Below are 16,397 nucleotides of genomic sequence, written 5' to 3'. Positions count from 1 at the left end.
GCCTAGTGTTGTGCCCGTGAAGAACGCGTTGCTGCCGGGACTCGGCGGGCCCATGGGGCGCCACGCCAAGGCGTCCGGTCCCTGGTTCAACCCCCTGCCATGGACGATCCTGGTGGCCAGTGCGGTGTTCGCCGTCCTGGCGGTGCGGCAGGTGCCGTGCATCCAGACTGACGCCACCAACCGCGTCGATGCCTTCGTCCGCCTCTGCTACTCCGACATTCCGCTGATGTGGACCGGGCAGGAGTTCGGGCTGGGCAACCCGCCGTTCGGTGGCGAAACCATGGTGTTCTCCCCGGTGCTCGGGGTACTGATGCTGGTGGCCGTGAAACTCGCCGGCGCGTTGGGCGCCGTGATCAGTCCCGACGCTGACGTGCAGGTGCAACTGGACGGTGCCCAGGTGTTCTTCGCGGTCAACGCTGTGCTGCTGTTCGTGTTCTTCCTGGCCTGGGTGGTCTCCATGACCCTCATGGGACGTGAGTCGCGCGGTACGTACCGCAGCTGGGACGGGATGCTCATCGCCGCCGCCCCCGTGGTGCTCGCCAGTGGGCTCATCCACTGGGATCTTCTCCCCATCGGCCTCACCGCCATTGGGCTCTATCAGTTCTCCCGTCGCCGGGTCATCGAGAGCGGCATCGTCCTCGGCCTTGCCGCTGCCGCGGGCACCATGCCGCTGGTGGTCATCCTCGCCGTCACCATCTGCATCGCCCTGAGGGGGCGGGGCAGGCATGTACTCCAGTTCCTCCTGCCAGCCGCGGTCACGTGGGGGGTCGTGCACCTGCCGTTGCTGCTGCGCGACTGGAAGCCGGTACTTGCCTACTACCAGGGGCAGGTGGGTGGTGAGTCGTCGTACGGCTCGCTGTGGTTCTTGCTGCAGCTCGTCGGCTGGAACGTGCGCGGCGCCGGATATTTGGGCTTTGCCCTGCTGCTTGTCGTCCTGTCCGTCACCATCGGCTGGCTGTTCGCCACACGGCTGAAGCCACGCGTGGGGACCCTCGTCGGCATCTTCGTCTTCGTCACCTGCATGCTGGGAGCCGCGTTCTCCCCCCAGACGGCGCTGTGGCTGCTGTTCGCCCTCGTGCTGGCTCGGCCCCTGCGACGCGAGTACATCGCGTTCACGGTGGTGCAGGTGGTGTACTACGTCGCCATCTGGGGGTACCTCTCGGGCCACCTGACCCCGGAGAAGACCGGGAACCCGCGGCTCTACTTCCTGGCCATCGGCCTGCGGCTGCTCGTGGAGGCGGGGCTCGTGGTGCTGTTCTACCGCGACATCCTGCGTCCCACCAACGACCCCCTGCGGGCGCCCGACTGGAGCGACCCGCTGGGTGGTGTCCTCGTCGACGGCGAAAACCTGGATCGCCTCGACGACGGCGGAGACGTACCGGCGACACAGTCGCCGCACCTCGTCTCCTGAGCCTTCGGTCCAGCGGGTGGAGCCTAGGTGAGGATGACCTCGTCGAAGGAGGTTGTGGTCATACGGCAGGTGACGGGGATTTCGTCGCCCACCTCGACGCCCGGCTCGGCGCCCGTCATCCACAGCATGGAGCTGTGCATGTGCGGGGGCTCCGCGAAGGGGCGTTTGCGGCCGGCGATGGTGAACGGGGACAGGGTGCGGCCCGCCGCCGCCATGAGGCCCTCGGCCACCGTCACGCCACGCTGCCGCAGGCTGCGTTGCGGCACGGGCGCGGCCAGGGCGATGCCGTGGGCTGTGCCGCCGCTGACAATGACGATGAACCCGTCCCGCGGTGCCTTGGTCTGGTGGTAGCCGAGCCGCTCGCCGCGGCTGATGCGGTGGACGTCCAGGACGGTTGCCGTGGTCTCCAGCGCCGACGGCGCACCCAGCCACAGCCGGGTCCCGATGCGCATGCGCGTCTGGACGCCGACGCTGGTCCGCAGCACCCGGTAGTCGGCCACCGACAGGTGCGACATCCAGATGGCGCCGCGACGGCACGACAGGGCCATGCTGGCCAGAGCCGTGGCCTCCTTGAGGGAACCCTCGGAGGGCAGGTGGATGGACCAGCCCTCGAACTGCAGCGTCCCCAGGTCCAGCGGCAGGTCGCTGCCCAGCATCCCGTGGCGGTGCATGGACGTCTGGATCTCCAGCTGCACCCGGGCGTGGGGGTGGGAGTGCTGGATGGACTCCAGGTCGGAGGCACGGGAGACCATGGTGATGACCCGGGGGTCCGCCAGCAGGTCCGTGGCGGCTGTGTCGCCGGGGCGCCACGGGTTCAGCACCACGACGTCGCGGTTCCAGCCGGCGGCCCGCACCGTGGCCACCTCCTGCGCGATGCCGACGGCGAGCGCGTCGGTGCGGAGCTTGGAGGCCTCCACCGCAAGGACGTCGAGGCCGAATCCGTAACCGTTGCCCTTCGCCACGGGGACGGCACCGGGGACGTCGGCGATGAGGGAGCGTTGGTGGGCGCGCCACTGGCTGGTGGCAACGGTCAGTCGTAGCGTCATGTCAGCGCCGCTTCATGTAGGTGAGGAATGCGAAGTGGAGCGGTTTGTTGATGGCCCTGTCCCATTCGCCGAGGTGCGCGACGGCCTCCCCGCCGGTGCCCACCTTGAACTGGATGAGGCCGATCTCCGGGTCGTCCGCGCCGACGCCCTCGGTGATGCCGCGGAGGTCGTAGACGTGGCAGCCCCTGGCGGCGGCGTCGCGGATCATGCGCCACTGGACGGCGTTGGAACCGCGGACGTCACGCTTGGCGGTGGTGGAGGCGCCGTAGGAGTACCAGGCGTGTGTGCCGACGCGGATCATGGTGGTGGCCGCCACGAGGTCGCCGTCGTGTTCGGCGAGGTACACCTGCATGCGGTCCTCGTCCTCGGCGTTCAGGGCGTCCCACATGGTCTCGAAGTAGGACAGTGCGCGGCCGGTGAAGCCGTCGCGCTGCGCGGTCTCGAGGTAGATCTCGTGGAACCTGGCCAGGTCGGCGCGCTCGCCGGTCCTGACCTGGACGCCGGCCTTCTCAGCCTTCTTGATGTTGCGGCGCCACAGCTGGTTCATGCCCTTGAGGAGTTCGGCCTCCGTCCTTGCTGTCCCGTCGGTGTGGAGGAGGGGGAGCTGGAAGTTGAACATGGGCTGGCCTGCGGCGAAACCCTCGTCGCCGTCACTGGTGGTCCAGTTGCGGTGCTGGAGCAGTCGCAGGACACGGGTGGCAACCAGCGACGTGTCGTCCGGTTCCACCTGGGACAGGCGGGTGACGGCGTCGTCAGCGATGGCGGCCTTGATGGTCTCGGCGGACCACCGGCGGTGCACGATGGCCGGGCCGATCCGCACGGCGAACGCCCTCGCCTTCTTCGCGTAGGCCACGAGTGCGTCGAGTTGCTCGTCGACGTCGGGGCGCGCCCAGTCAAGCACCGGACCCTCGGGGAGGTAGGCCAGGTAGCGCTTCAGCTTCGGCAGCTTTCGGTACAGCACCAGGCCGACACCGATCAGCTGGTCGGCGTCGAACCAGCCCAGCGACTCACCCCTCCACTCCTTTTTCACCGATGCCCACGCAGGAGTCTGCAGGAAGCTGGCGGATCCGCGCTCGGTGATGAAGGCGAGATGCTCCGCTGCGGGAATGGGTTTGACCGTGATGCTCACGCACCCCAACATATCCTGCCGGGCCACGTGGACCCCGGGCAGAGAGCGGTGTAAGGGTGATGCAGCTCATCGGTCAGCGCTCGATGGCATGGACCTCCGGGGTGCGGTCGATGACGATGTCCTCGATCGTCTCGTTGATCCGCATGCCGTAGAACGAACGGTGGACGAAGAACGCGGAGATGAGGAAGAACACCACGGCAAGAATGCCGGTCAGCAACCGGCCGCTCGTGGCGGTGAGTTCCACGGCGAGCGCGACGGCCAGCAGACCGAAGAGTGTCGTGAACTTGATGACGGGGTTCAGGGCGACGCTCGAGGTGTCCTTGTAGGGGTCGCCGACGGTGTCACCCACGATGGTGGCCTCGTGCAGGGCGGTGCCCTTGGCGTGGAGGTCCACCTCCACGAGCTTCTTGGCGTTGTCCCATGCACCACCGGCGTTGGCCATGAAGATGGCCTGGTAGAGCCCGAACAGGGCCATGGAGATCAGGTAGCCGATGAACAGGAACGGCTCCACGAAGGCGAAAGCCAACGTCGCGAAGAAGATGCCCAGGAAGATGTTGAGCATGCCCTTTTGTGCGTACTGCGTGCAGATCTCCACCACCTTGCTGGAGTCCTTGTCGCTGGCGCGGTTGGATCCGTCGAGCTTGATGTGCTCGCCGATGTACTCCACGGCACGGTAGGCGCCGGTGGTGACTGCCTGGATGGAGGCGCCCGTGAACCAGTAGATGACTGCGCCGCCCAGCAGCAGTCCGAGGAGGAACGGGGCGTGCAGGAGGGAGAGTTTGTCGACGTCGGTGGTCAGACGGTCCGTGAGGCTGATCATGATGGAGAAGATCATCGTCGTCGCCCCCACGACGGCGGTGCCGATGAGGACGGGCTTGGCGGTGGCCTTGAACGTGTTGCCGGCGCCGTCGTTGGCCTCCAGCAGGTACTTGGCAGTGGTGAAGTTGGGTCGGATGCCGAAGTCGCGCTCCAGTTCGTCCTCGATGCCGCCGATGTCCTCGATGGTGGAGAGCTCAAACACCGACTGGGCGTTGTCGGTGACGGGGCCGTAGGAGTCGACGGCGATGGTCACGGGGCCCATGCCGAGGAAACCGAACGCCACGAGGCCGAACGCGAACACGGCCGGGGCGATCATCACGTCACCCAGGCCCATGGTGGAGATCCAGTAGGAGACGGCCATGAGGCCGGTGATGGCCATGCCGATCCAGTAGGCCGAGAAGTTGCCCGAGACCAGGCCCGACAGGATGCCGAGCGACGGGCCACCCTTGTTGGCGGAGATCACCACCTCCCGGGTGTGGAGGGAGTTCGTGGAAGTGAACACCTTCACCAGTTCCGGGATCAGCGCCCCGGCCAGGGTGCCGCAACTGACGATGAGCGACAACTTCCACCACAGCCCGTCACCCAGACCGCCGATGAGCAGCACCGAGGCGATAAACGTCGAGAGTATGCAGACCAGCGAGGTGATCCATACCAGCGAAGTCAGGGGCGCCTCGAAGTCCATTTCGGTGGCGTCGCGGTAGCGGGAACGGGTCAGGGCACTGTTGATGAAGTAGGAGATGCCGGAGGCCACCAGCATGACGGCCCTGATCACGAACAGCCACACCAGCAGCTGAACCTGGACGGTGAGGTCGTCGACGCCCAGCAGGATGAAGGTGATGAGCGCGACGCCGGTGACTCCGTAGGTCTCGAAACCGTCGGCGGAGGGACCCACGGAGTCGCCCGCGTTGTCGCCCACGCAGTCGGCGATGACGCCGGGGTTGCGTACGTCGTCCTCCTTGATGCCGAAGGTGATCTTCATGAGGTCTGCGCCGATGTCGGCGATCTTGGTGAAGATGCCGCCCGCGATGCGCAGCGCTGAGGCGCCCAACGACTCGCCGATGGCGAACCCGATGAAGCAGGCGCCCGCCACTTCGGCAGGCAGGAACACCATGATGATGAGCATCATCGCCAACTCCACGGAGATCAGCACCATGCCGATGCTCATGCCTGCGCGCAGTGGGATGTCGTGGCACGGGTATGGCTTGCCGGCCATGGCGGCGTGGGCGGTGCGGGAGTTTGCGAACGTGTTGATGCGGATGCCGTACCAGGCCACCGCGAAGGAGCCGCCCATCCCGATGAGGGAGAACAGCACGACGATGGCCGTGCGGCCGATGCCGATCTGCTCCAGGAACAGGTAGTAGAGCACGATGATGGCGGCAATGAACGCCCACAGCACCAGGAGAAACTTTCCCTGCTGCTTCAGGTAGGTCTTGCACGTGGCGTAGATGAGCTCGGAGATTTCACGCATCGACTGGTGGACGGGCATGCTGCTCAGCTGGCGGTACGTGAGGATGCCGAACACCAGACCCAGCGCACACACGATCAGGCCCAGACCCAGGAGGACGTTGCCGGGCAGGCCGAGGAAGTTCACGGACGCGAAGTCGGGGAGCTTGAGGTTCGCCTCGCCCATTTTCTGGGCCTGGCCGGGGGTGTCCGGCGTGGTCGCGCACGACGTCAGCGCCACAGAGCCCAGAGCGAGCGCCACCACCGCCCAACGAGGACGTCGTCCAGTGCCAGTGGTTGTCTGATCCGTCCGCGGTGTCGCGTCCATCGTGTCCACTCCTCAAGAGGTCCACCGACGGCGCCATTACCGCCCGTGGGCCTGATGCTACGCCGGGGGTTCTGGTGCGGTGAAGGGGGGTGGGTTTCCGCCGTGGACTGCCACACGGCTACGCTGTTCGGCGAACTGTGTCAATACATAATGGGGGTCGCGATGCGCATCAGCGCCGGGTTCGTGATGATGGTGACATGTGCCCGCCGCCGTCGGGGCAACGACGGAAGCTTTGCTGATGCTGAGCATTGATCCCGGCTCGTCAACGCCACCGTTCGAGCAGCTTCGCCAGCAGATCACGGTCCAGGTTGGGACGGGTGACCTGGTGCCCGGTGACCGCCTTCCCACGGTTCGTCGACTCGCAGATGATCTGGGCATCGCACCGAACACCGTGGCGCGTGCCTACCGGGAACTGGAGCTGGCAGGGGTCCTGGTGGGACGGGGACGTGCCGGCACGTTCGTGGCCGACGACAACGAGAACCAGGCCGCAAAGGCCGCCGCACGCGCGTACGCCGACACGGTTCGATCCCTGGGGCTCGATGCAGCGGAGGCCCTGTCGTTGGTCCAGCGGGCGCTCAAGGGTTGATGTGGTGGCACCGACCTCGCAGGACGGTGACCGCGTCGCCGGTGAGGTCGTCGCAGAAGACAGCGCGGCCAGCCATGGCCATGGTCAGGGCCAGCGTCGTCCCCCGGACCAGAGGCCCTTCGCCGGAGGAGAAGGGGCCGTCGATGGCCTCCAGTCGGAGGCCCTTCGCGGCGCTGCGGCTGGGGACTGCGAAGTCCCGACTCGCGTAGAAGCGTGCAACCTCCGTGACCACCTCCACGGGAGGTGTGCGGTCGATGCCGAGTGGACGCCGGATGTCGGCCGTGTGGACCACCACCTCGCCGAGCCAGGCGGCGGCCGGCCCCATGGGGGCCGTGGTGCTGGGGATGATGCGACGAAACTCCGCCAGGGTGTCGGCGTTCGTCGCGCCCAGATGCTCGGCGAGCCGCCGCTGGTTGTGGAGGCCGAAGTCGAACCGGGCGCCCAGCACGCTGCGGAACCACCGCAGCCGTCCCACGCTGGCCGCCGCGCTCATGTGTGCGACGACTTCCCGGATCGTCCACTCGCCACACAGTGATGGTGAATCCCACTGGGTGTCGTTGAGAGTCGCGAGGTCCTCGGCGAGGGCGCCCCTTTCGGCATGAATCAGGGGCCACAGGTCCATGGCGTTCCTTCCGTCGTGGGGCAGTTGCCCGCCACCCGAGCCTATGAGAAAGCTTCGACTATGCGGACGATCCATCCCGTGGTTGATCCGGTGTGCGGTTGCTCCGGCCAGATCGACGGGACCGTGTGCACAACGGCCGCACCTCGCTCTGGAACACTGCCTGTTCCTGACGGGTCAGTGGGCTGGACGTAGCGCACCGAGACGTGCTCAATGCGCTGGACGACGCCACTCATCCGGGTCCATTCGGGGGCGTCGGCGGGTTCCGAGTGTCCGGCATAGGTGTCGAGCTGCAGCGGGACTGACCGTCGGTCGGCGAAAAGTTTCGAGATCCAGTCCTGGTCCATGGGCACGAGGTCCCACATGACTGTTTCGCCGAGCAGGACCTGACGACGGTCCTCGGCGACTTGCCATTCCCACAGCCACACATCGACCTCGCCCGGGCGAAGCGGTGGTGACACCACTCCCGTCCCTGTCCCCCGGGATGCCGCGGAAGGGGTTGTGGTCGGCGCGCCACCAGGCGCTGGCGGTTCGTATGAGTAGAAGCCAAAATCGTCGATGTGCGACGATTCGATGGACGGCTCGCAGGGTTGTGGACCGTCTTTCGGTGTGGAATCCTCGTCGGCGGGCACTCTGGAGATCCTACGACGCCTTCGGCTCCCGCTGTTGGCCTCATCTATTGATGGATCCTCCGGAGCGCGGTCACGCGGACGATGATTGCTCCATGGATGCGCAGTCAGCGGAGGCTGTGGCCTCGGAGGTCCGCAGCGAACTCCCCACACGTGAGCTCGTGCTCGTCACCGTCATCGTGGGCGTCTACATCGCGCTTGGCGAGGTGGATCGGCTCATCTCCCGCGTCTCCAGCGAGGGCTACGCCGCCAGCATGTCAGCGGCCAGCGCGGTGCACTCCCCCGTGCCGTTCCCGACGTCGCAGTCCCATCCCTGGCTGACACTGCACAATCTGGGGTCCAGCGCCGACGGGTTCGTGTGGGCCTACACGGTGATCGACTCCGGGCTGGCCCTCACCTACGGCTTCTTGCTGTGGAGTCTGCTGCATCAGCTGCGCAAGCGCCGCGTCATCTCCTACTGGGCCCCCGTCAGGGTGCTCACGAGCGTGCGGCCGGGACTCGCCTGGGCGGCGGCAGCGTTCGACATCCTGGAGAACGTCCTGCTGCTCCTGATCGTGGTGACAGGTTCCCCACAGACGGACATGAGCCCTGGTCTGGCGCTCGCCGCCAGCGTCGCCACGGACCTGAAGTGGGTGGCACTTCTGATGGCTGTTGTTCCCCTGCTCTACGCCGCCGTCGCCACGGTGCGTGGGCGGGCGTGGATGGGGCGGTGGGGGCAGGCGCTGTACAAGCAGCGGTTCTCCCTACTGGCGGTGGTGCCCATCGCCGCGCTGGCACTGGTCCCGGGGCCGGGAATCTTCGACCAGCTCCCCGACGTGCAGCGGTCATGGCTGGAGGTGGGCAACGGCCGCGGGTACGCCGGGCTCGTCCACGCCAGCGTGGCTGTCGTGGTGTTGGGTGTGGTGACGTTCGGGTTGTTCATCCTCGGACGACTCTTCACCGACGACGCGATCCGCCGCTCGCTGGACGCCGGTGACCGCCCCCGCACCCTGCTGTGGCAGTGGTTGTTCGGCCCCGTGGTGGCGGGGGCCGCGGCCGTCGTCGTCGTCATCGTCCCCGGCGGCTCCATCAGGTGGCTGCCGCTGATCGCGTTCTGCTCCGTGCCGCTGATCATCGTGGGGGTGTCGTGGTGGCTGCGCACACATCGCAGCCAGCTGAAGCCACCGCCCGCCGTCGCGCGGCCGCTGCCCATCTCCGAGATCTGGCGGGTGGGGGACATGCTGGCTCTGGCCGGTGTGGTGGTGGCCTCCCTAGGGTTGCTGCGCTCCTACACCGTGCTCCTGATGCTGTGGGAGGGCAACGTCGCCCAGTTCATGATGCCGGTCATCGGTCTGGTGTCGGCAGCGCTGGCGTGGCGGCACGGGGTGTGGGCCCTGACGTGGTTCGGGTCGAAAATCCCGCTGGTGCGAGAACTCATCACACCGGCTGTGGGCGCGAACCTCGCACAATCCTCCACACTCGCAGCGCAAAGTCACGTCCCCGTGAGGCCCGAGCAGCGCGGCCCCTGGCTGCTCGCCTGGGTATGCATCCTTTTCAGCACCGTCTTTCTCGTCGTGCTGGCCGTCGCGCCCGTGCCGGTGGCGGCAGCAATCGGGGTCCTCGGCGCGGTGATGGTGGGACTCGGCCTCCTCATGCTGCTGGTCGGCGCGTCAGCGGCGGTGCATGCCCTGTGGGCGCCGCCGGAGATCTTCTGGACCAAGTGGCTGCGGATACGCGAGTCGCCGGTGGTCACGCTCGTCACCATCGCAGTGGTGGCAGCCTCCGCCGCCGGGAGCAGCCCTGACATCCATGGCATCAGGGCCGACGCCTCCACCCCGGCACCCTCCACCACATACGCGGCCGCCGTGGCGCAGTGGCAGGAACGCACCACCGATTGTCTCGTCACCGCGCCCAACGGCACCCGGGCACGCCCGATGTTGCTGGTGGCCGCCAAGGGCGGGGGCATCCGAGCGGCCTACTGGACCGCGGCAGTCCTGAAGGTGCTGGCCGAGAACACCGACTGCGGCATTGCCTCCATCGCCGTCGCCTCCGGCGTCAGCGGCGGGGCCGTCGGACTGGAGGTGGCGAGGGTGGTCCCCGTGGATGCCTCAGCCGAGGCGGTGTGGCAGATGGGCGACGGCAACGCCCTGTCCCAGGCCAGCCTGGGATTGCTCGTCCGCGACCCCGCCTTCACCGTCACGGGCGTGCCGCCCCTCATCGACGGCCGGTGGCTGGACCGTGCGGGGCTCATGGAGACGGCGTGGGAGGAGAAGGTGCCGGCGTTGGCCGGCGACTTCTACGCACCCCCCACCGACGGCGGTCTCGACGCCCCGTTGGTCCTCAACTCCACGGACGCCACCTCCGGTTGCCGGGTGCTGGTCACGCACCTGGCGGTGGGTGTCGACGCCGATGCCGCGATCCGCTGCACGGACGCCGGGGCACCGCTGGCCTACAGCCGCGACATCCGCACCTACATGCCACGGGCAGGTGTGGAGCCGGGACTGGATGATGTCTGCCTGCGCGGGCTCCGAGGCTCCACGGCGGCCATGCTGGCGGCGCGATTCCCGTACGTGACACCCTCGGGTGTGGTGGGCCCCTGCGGTGCCACGCCTCGCGCCCAGCTCATCGACGGCGGGTACGCCGAGGGAACAGGCCTTGGGTCCCTGGTGGACATGGCACCGAAGCTCTTGGCGAAGGTGCCCGAGGACGTCCCCGTCCTCCCCATCGTGGTATTCCTCGACAACGGCCGCGGTGGGGACCTCCTGCCCACGCCTCCCCAGACCCGTTCCGAACTGCTCATCCCGCCGTTGGGTTCTCTCACGGCCGGCAAGACCCAGAACTCGACGGCCGCATGGCTCCAGCGCGCGCAGGCCCTGGCTGCGGGGCCCAACGTCGTGAAGCCAAAGGTGTTCGTCATCGCCCAGGGCAGCGCGCCTGCCGTCGAGGCGCCACTCGGCTGGGTCCTGTCCCATGCAAGCAGGGCGGACATGGACGGCTCACTCGACGAGCAGGTGCTGGCTGCCTGCCAGGGCCAAGCGGTCGTGGATGATCCGGGGGAGGCGCAGAGCCAGAGCCACCCCAACCTGCAGGTGCTGCTCAGGCTGTTGGGGTCGTGCGAGTGAGTGGGTGATGCGGTGATCGATCGGCCCCACCACGCTCTGAGGAGTATCAATCCATGATGTGGGTGAACACCGCCGTGGCGCGCGAAGTGAGCGCGGAACTGGAGCGTCAGGACCTCACACCCACGGCACTCACCTGCACCTATCCACGGCCGAGCGATGGATGGCTCCGCCGCAGGCGCAGGTCGTTGTAGGCGACGAACAGGGTGGCGACCACCACCAGCATGATGGCGGCGAAACCGGCGATGAGCGCCCAGGACCAGCCGCTGCTGGCAAGCACCCTGAACGCCAGCGCCGTGATGACGGCGATGCCCACGGATGTGCCGATCCGCTGCCCGGTCTGCATGATGCCGCCGGAGCTACCGGCGTAGGACAGCGGCACGTCGGCAAGCGTCAGGGTCTGGTTGGGGCTGATGACCATGCCTTGCGCGACCCCTATGAAGCAGAGGCTGAGCAGCAGCCACCATTCACTCACGGTGCCGAGAGAGTGCAACCACACCACGAGGATGCTGCTGAAGAGCCCGACCAGCGCCACATACAGCCCGCCGATCACGAGCCGTCGGCCCAGTCGGGCGACGTGGCGGCCACTCCACAGCGCGGCCAGACCGGACAGGATCGCACTCGGCAGACCGATCAGGCCCGCAGCCAGTGCTGTGTGACCCAGACCGTCCTGCATGTAGAGCGCGATCAGCACCCAGACGCTGGTGATGCCCACGAAGTACAACGACACGAGCAGCGCGCCGTTGGCGAAACTTGCCACGCGAAAGAGGTCCAGGTCGACCATGGGGCTGCGGTCGTGCCGCTTCTGCCGTCGCTCCCACCACAGCCACACCGCCACGAGAGCAAGACCAATCGGCAACGACACCCAGGTCCACGCTCCAGCCCCGGCTTCGACGAAGGGCAGCAGGAGTGCCAACACAGCGAGCCCCAGGAGCACGGCCCCACCGGGGTCCAGATCGCGGATCACCGACGGCGCCCGCGCACCCTCGGCCGGCTGATGGCCGAACAGCGGCTTGGGGAACCAGCGCGCCGCCAGCGCGATGGCGGCGATACCCACGGGCAGGTTGACGAAGAACACCCACCGCCAGCCGTGCTCCATCCCGAACGCCTGGATCAGCAGCCCGCCAAGCACGGGGCCAATGGCCACCGAGACTCCCACGGCTGCGCCGAAAAACCCGAAGGCACGTCCGCGTTCCTCACCACGGAAGTGCTGCTGGATCATCCCGACGGCCTGCGGGTTCAACAAGCCGGACCCGATTCCCTGGAACGCACGGGCGATGTTCAACGTGGTGGCGTCCTGCGCCAGCCCACAGGCCATCGACGACGCGGTGAAGACCGCGACCCCAGCGATGAACAGTGCCCCGCGACCGTAGAGATCACCTGCGCGTCCCGCCGCCACCAACCCGACCCCGAACGCCAACGCGTAGCCGGAGAGTACCCATTGCAGCTGCGACTGGCTGGCGTCGAGGCCCAACTGGATCGAGGGGAGGGCCACGTTGACGATGCTCACATCAATCAGCGACATGAAAAGCGCCACCATCAGCACCGCGAGGATGAGCCAACGCCTCGGGTCGGGAGAGTAGTGCTCCCCGGGCGGACGGAGGGATGGCTGCATCACCAAACTCTAGTCCCGCTGCCGGACCAGGCCCCCGGTGTGATGGCTGTTCCACACACTATGTACAAGTGTTCTATAAATGTCAGTGGTGCGCGGGATCATGGAACATGGACACGGAGCGGGCGAACACGGGATCAGCGGCGAGCCTCGGCGCTGGGGATACTGGCGGATCCTGCGACGGCGTTGTCGTGGCTCACGGCAAGCGCAGCCTCCCAGCCCATGACTCCCGGCTCGCCGCGACCGTGGAATCCCAGGGGTCGAACCGTCGTGTACGTCCATCTCGCGGAGGAGACACTGGTGGATCCGGGGTCCGGGGTGGCGCGCATCGAGGGCTTCGGTCCGCTGACGGCGGCGTCGTTGCCGGAGTTCCTGGCCGGCACGCGCGTCACCGTTCGACCTGTTGTCGATGACTCGAGCATCCCTGCCGTGGACTCCTACGAGATCCCCGAACAGGTCCGCGACGCCGTGAGACGACGGTTCCCGTGCGAGGCGTTTCCCTTCAGCTCCAGCAGTTCTGAGCACCTGGACCTGGACCACCTCGTGGCGTATCGGTTCGGCCACCTCTGGAAGACCGGGCAGACGAGCGTCACGGGATTGGCCCCCTGTGCACGGCTCGTGCACCGGGCCAAGACGCTGGGCGCCTGGAAGGTCCGCCGCAGGGGGCTGGCCGAGTTGTGCTGGACGTCACCGCTGGGCAGGACCTACATCGTGGGTCCGCGCGGGAGCAGGCCGTCTGCCACGATGGTGCGACGGCGAGAATAGTCCGAACCAGAACGAATCCGCGTGGGCCACGGAGGCCATGCAGGGGAGCGACGTCGTGAGCGAGGCCAGGGGCCGAGACCCAAACTCGTGGTGATCCTCCGACCACCAAGGCCGGGTGGGACCCGGAAATGGCGGGTCGTTCATTCCAGGGAGCCAGCCCCGAGCATCGGAGCTTTCGATGGTGTCCGCCCACGGGGAACGGAGACGGCATAGTTGTGGTCACCCACCCAAACGGAAGGGCGCGATCATGACGGACGAGAGTCCTTCGGGCCCACGCGTGCCGTGGCTGCCGCAGGACTGGCAGCATCCCGTGCGCGTCGAGCTGGCCACCGGCCACCACCTGCGACCCATCCGCGCCGACGACACGGAGCTGGACATGCCCGCCGTCATGGGCTCGCGTGAGCGGCTGTGGTCCATCTACGGCGAAGCCTGGGGCTGGCCCCCGGCCACGATGACGGCCGAGCAGGATCGCGAGGACCTCCAGCGCCACGCCGAGGAGATCGAGGCGCACGAGTCGTTCAACTACGCGCTCCTCGATGCCCACGAGACGGAGCTGATTGGCTGCCTCTACATCGACCCGCCCGAAAAGCCGGGCGCGGACGCGGAGATCTCGTGGTGGGTGCGCGACGAGTACGTCGGCTCACCCGTCGAGGAGGCACTGGATGCACTGGTCCCGACCTGGATTGCCGAGGACTGGCCACTGACGGCGCCCCGCTACGTGGGCAGGGACCTGACGTGGCAGGACTGGATGGCGCTTCCTGATCTCGAGGCCTGAGCAGCAGCGATGCGTTCGCTGCCCGGTCAGCTGCCTGACCGATGCGGGCGTCGGGTGAGGTTCGTGAAGGCCTCCGTCTGCTGCCGGATGCCGACTTCGGTGGGGAAACGTTCGATGGAGCTGGCCCCGTAGAATCCGACGATGCCCTCGGTGTTGTCCAGGACGTACTGGGCGTCCTCGGGGTTGGCAATCGGTCCGCCGTGGCACAGGCACAGGATGTCCGGGTTCACCCGTCGTGCGGCGTCTGCAAGGCTCTGGACCTTCTTCGCTGCCTCCTCCAGCGTCATGGCGGTCTGCGCGCCAATTGTTCCGGAGGTGGTCAGCCCCATGTGGGGGACGAGGATGTCAGCCCCCGCACGGGCCATGTCGGTGGCTTGGTCCTCGTCGAAGACGTAGGGGGAGGTGATGAGATCCATCTCGTGCGCCGTACGGATCATGTCCACCTCCAGGCCGTAACTCATGCCGGTTTCTTCGAGATTGGCCCGGAACACCCCGTCGATGAGGCCCACGGTGGGGAAGTTCTGCACGCCGGCGAACCCGATGTCCTTGATCTGCCGGAGGAAGTGGGGCATGACCCGGAACGGGTCGGTGCCGTTGACCCCGGCCAGGACGGGGGTGTTCTTGACGACGGGAAGGACCTCGCTGGCCATGTCCATGACGATGGCGTTGGCGTCGCCGTAGGCCAGCAGCCCTGAAAGGGAGCCCCGTCCCGCCATCCGGAAACGTCCGGAGTTGTAGATGACGAGGAGGTCGATGCCCCCGGCCTCGGCGGATTTGGCGGTGATGCCTGTTCCGGCGCCGCCGCCGATGAGGGGGCGTCCCTGGGCAATCTTGTCGCGGAATCTGTCGAGGATTTCCTGGCGTGACATGAAGTCGTTCTCGCTTTCGCTGGGGGATCAGGTGTGATCAGGTGTGGTGCGGGTGATGAGTCGGTGCAGTGCCTCGGCGGCGGAGCGGCCGAAGCCCGGGTCGTTGATGGCCTGGTCCAGTTCGTGGACCATGACGTGGGTGCCCTCCAGACCTGCGCGGATCTCGTCGAACAAACCGGCGTCGGCGTCGGCGTCGCGGAACGGCCCATTCTCGACGTCGATGCCGGAGACCCCCCGAAGAGGGATGAACACCTCCGTGGGGCCGGTGGCTTTCGCGAGTTTCCCGGCGATGCGGCGGCCGAGTTCGCGCATCTCCGACTCAGTGGTGCGCATCAGCGTCACCGTGGGGTTGTGGACGATGAAGTGTCGTCCGGCAAACTTTTCCGGCACGGTGTCCTCGGGCCCGAAGTTGACCATGTCGAGGGCGCCGAGGCTCACCACTTGGGGGACCCCCTTCACGCCCGCCATCTCCAGGCGATCAGGACCGGCGGAGAGGACCCCACCCAGGAGGTCGTCGCAGAGTTCGGTGGTGGTCAGGTCGCACACCCCGGCCAGGAGGCCGGACTCCACGAGCTTCTCCATGGCGCGCCCGCCCGAGCCGGTGGCGTGGAACACCAGAACCTCATAGCCCAGTGCCGTGAGGGTTTCGCGGGCCTCATCGGCAGCGGGCGTGGTGAGTCCGAACATCGTGAGGCCGATGTGTGGTTTCCCGTCCGGCGTGGACGTGGAGCGTTCGGCGTGCACCTTTGCCATTGCTGCGATGGCTGCGGCGGCGTTGCCCATGACCATCTCGGAGATGCTGTTGATGCCCGCCACGTCCACCACCGAGTACATCAGTGTGCTGTCCACCTCACCGACGTACGGTGTGACGTCCCCGGAAGCCATCGTCGAGACCAGCAGCTTGGGGAATCCGACGGGAAGGGCCTGCATGGCGGGGGCAGCCACGGACGAGCCACCCGAGCCACCCACCGCCAACAACCCATGGATGCCGCCCTCCTCCGCGAGTCGACGGACGACGGCTGCGGCGCCACGGCCCATGACGGTCATCATCTCGCCGCGGTCGTGGTGTGCACGCAGTGCCTGGACGTCCTCCCCGGCCTCCCTGATCACCTCATCCGAGCTGATGTCGGCCAAAGGACTCCGCGAGAATGACCCCACGTCAATGGTGAGGACATCCACACCATGCTCGATGAGGCGCTTGGTGAGCCACCGGTATTCCTCGTCCTTGGTGTCCAACGTCCCCAACAGGGCAACCGTCGCCATCTCGA

At 67.2% G+C, this 16,397-nt stretch carries 13 protein-coding genes; 5 read left to right on the top strand and 8 right to left on the bottom strand.

Annotation, left to right across the window (positions count from 1 at the left end; genetic code table 11):
• The first annotated feature begins 16 nt into the window (after positions 1 to 16).
• Positions 17 to 1,411, top strand: a complete 1,395-nt coding sequence (locus EAX62_RS01700; RefSeq protein WP_121899945.1) for a hypothetical protein — start codon at positions 17 to 19, stop codon at positions 1,409 to 1,411.
• A gap of 23 nt (positions 1,412 to 1,434) precedes the next feature.
• Here the strand turns inward: EAX62_RS01700 and EAX62_RS01695 are convergent, their stop codons facing one another.
• The 3 genes from EAX62_RS01695 to EAX62_RS01685 all read right to left on the bottom strand — a co-directional run bounded on the left by EAX62_RS01695 (position 1,435) and on the right by EAX62_RS01685 (position 6,176).
• A complete protein-coding gene (locus EAX62_RS01695) occupies positions 1,435 to 2,457 on the bottom strand; it encodes an alanine racemase (protein ID WP_121899944.1) in 1,023 nt (340 codons plus the stop codon).
• A 1-nt stretch (position 2,458) separates the two neighbouring features.
• On the bottom strand, positions 2,459 to 3,598 hold the full coding sequence (locus EAX62_RS01690) for a lipid II:glycine glycyltransferase FemX (protein ID WP_121899943.1): 1,140 nt from the start codon (positions 3,596 to 3,598) through the stop codon (positions 2,459 to 2,461).
• 61 nt (positions 3,599 to 3,659) lie between these two features.
• Entirely contained in the window at positions 3,660 to 6,176 is a 2,517-nt protein-coding gene (locus EAX62_RS01685) for a sodium-translocating pyrophosphatase (protein ID WP_121899942.1), read from the bottom strand.
• Between the two features lie 238 nt (positions 6,177 to 6,414).
• On the opposite strand from EAX62_RS01685, the gene EAX62_RS01680 reads away from it, so the two are divergent.
• Positions 6,415 to 6,762, top strand: coding sequence for a GntR family transcriptional regulator (locus EAX62_RS01680; RefSeq protein ID WP_121900941.1), 348 nt, complete (start codon positions 6,415 to 6,417; stop codon positions 6,760 to 6,762).
• Here the strand turns inward: EAX62_RS01680 and EAX62_RS01675 are convergent.
• Positions 6,752 to 7,384 (bottom strand): maleylpyruvate isomerase family mycothiol-dependent enzyme, encoded by a 633-nt coding sequence (locus EAX62_RS01675; RefSeq protein ID WP_121899941.1) that lies wholly within the window; start codon positions 7,382 to 7,384, stop codon positions 6,752 to 6,754. The two genes, EAX62_RS01680 and EAX62_RS01675, sit on opposite strands and share 11 nt — an antisense overlap.
• 41 nt (positions 7,385 to 7,425) lie before the next feature.
• Positions 7,426 to 7,842, bottom strand: a complete 417-nt coding sequence (locus EAX62_RS01670) for a DUF6578 domain-containing protein (protein ID WP_147453968.1) — start codon at positions 7,840 to 7,842, stop codon at positions 7,426 to 7,428.
• A gap of 263 nt (positions 7,843 to 8,105) precedes the next feature.
• Here EAX62_RS01670 and EAX62_RS01665 point away from each other — a divergent pair, with 263 nt between their 5' ends.
• Positions 8,106 to 11,111, top strand: a complete 3,006-nt coding sequence (locus EAX62_RS01665; RefSeq protein ID WP_121899939.1) for a hypothetical protein — start codon at positions 8,106 to 8,108, stop codon at positions 11,109 to 11,111.
• 139 nt (positions 11,112 to 11,250) lie between these two features.
• Here the strand turns inward: EAX62_RS01665 and EAX62_RS01660 are convergent, their stop codons facing one another.
• Positions 11,251 to 12,723, bottom strand: coding sequence for an MFS transporter (locus tag EAX62_RS01660; protein WP_121899938.1), 1,473 nt, complete (start codon positions 12,721 to 12,723; stop codon positions 11,251 to 11,253).
• A 219-nt stretch (positions 12,724 to 12,942) separates the two neighbouring features.
• Here EAX62_RS01660 and EAX62_RS01655 point away from each other — a divergent pair, with 219 nt between their 5' ends.
• Complete coding sequence (locus EAX62_RS01655; protein ID WP_147453967.1) at positions 12,943 to 13,485, top strand: hypothetical protein; 543 nt, start codon at positions 12,943 to 12,945, stop codon at positions 13,483 to 13,485.
• Positions 13,486 to 13,732: 247 nt separating this feature from the next.
• Positions 13,733 to 14,260 carry a GNAT family N-acetyltransferase gene (locus tag EAX62_RS01650; protein WP_121899936.1) on the top strand — a complete coding sequence of 176 codons (528 nt, stop codon included), beginning with the start codon at positions 13,733 to 13,735 and terminating at the stop codon, positions 14,258 to 14,260.
• A gap of 26 nt (positions 14,261 to 14,286) precedes the next feature.
• On the opposite strand, the gene EAX62_RS01645 is transcribed toward EAX62_RS01650, so the two are convergent.
• Positions 14,287 to 15,129 (bottom strand): phosphoenolpyruvate hydrolase family protein, encoded by an 843-nt coding sequence (locus tag EAX62_RS01645; protein ID WP_121899935.1) that lies wholly within the window; start codon positions 15,127 to 15,129, stop codon positions 14,287 to 14,289.
• 27 nt (positions 15,130 to 15,156) lie between these two features.
• The gene (locus EAX62_RS01640) at positions 15,157 to 16,392 is read right to left on the bottom strand and encodes a Tm-1-like ATP-binding domain-containing protein (protein ID WP_121899934.1); all 1,236 of its coding nucleotides are present in this window, start codon (positions 16,390 to 16,392) and stop codon (positions 15,157 to 15,159) included.
• Positions 16,393 to 16,397 lie beyond the last annotated feature (5 nt).

This window comes from Tessaracoccus antarcticus (genome assembly GCF_003688855.1).
Taxonomy (GTDB): Bacteria; Actinomycetota; Actinomycetes; order Propionibacteriales; family Propionibacteriaceae; genus Arachnia; species Arachnia antarctica.
The sequence above is the reverse complement of the archived record's forward strand: the minus strand, read 5'-3'. Positions and strand labels throughout refer to the sequence as shown.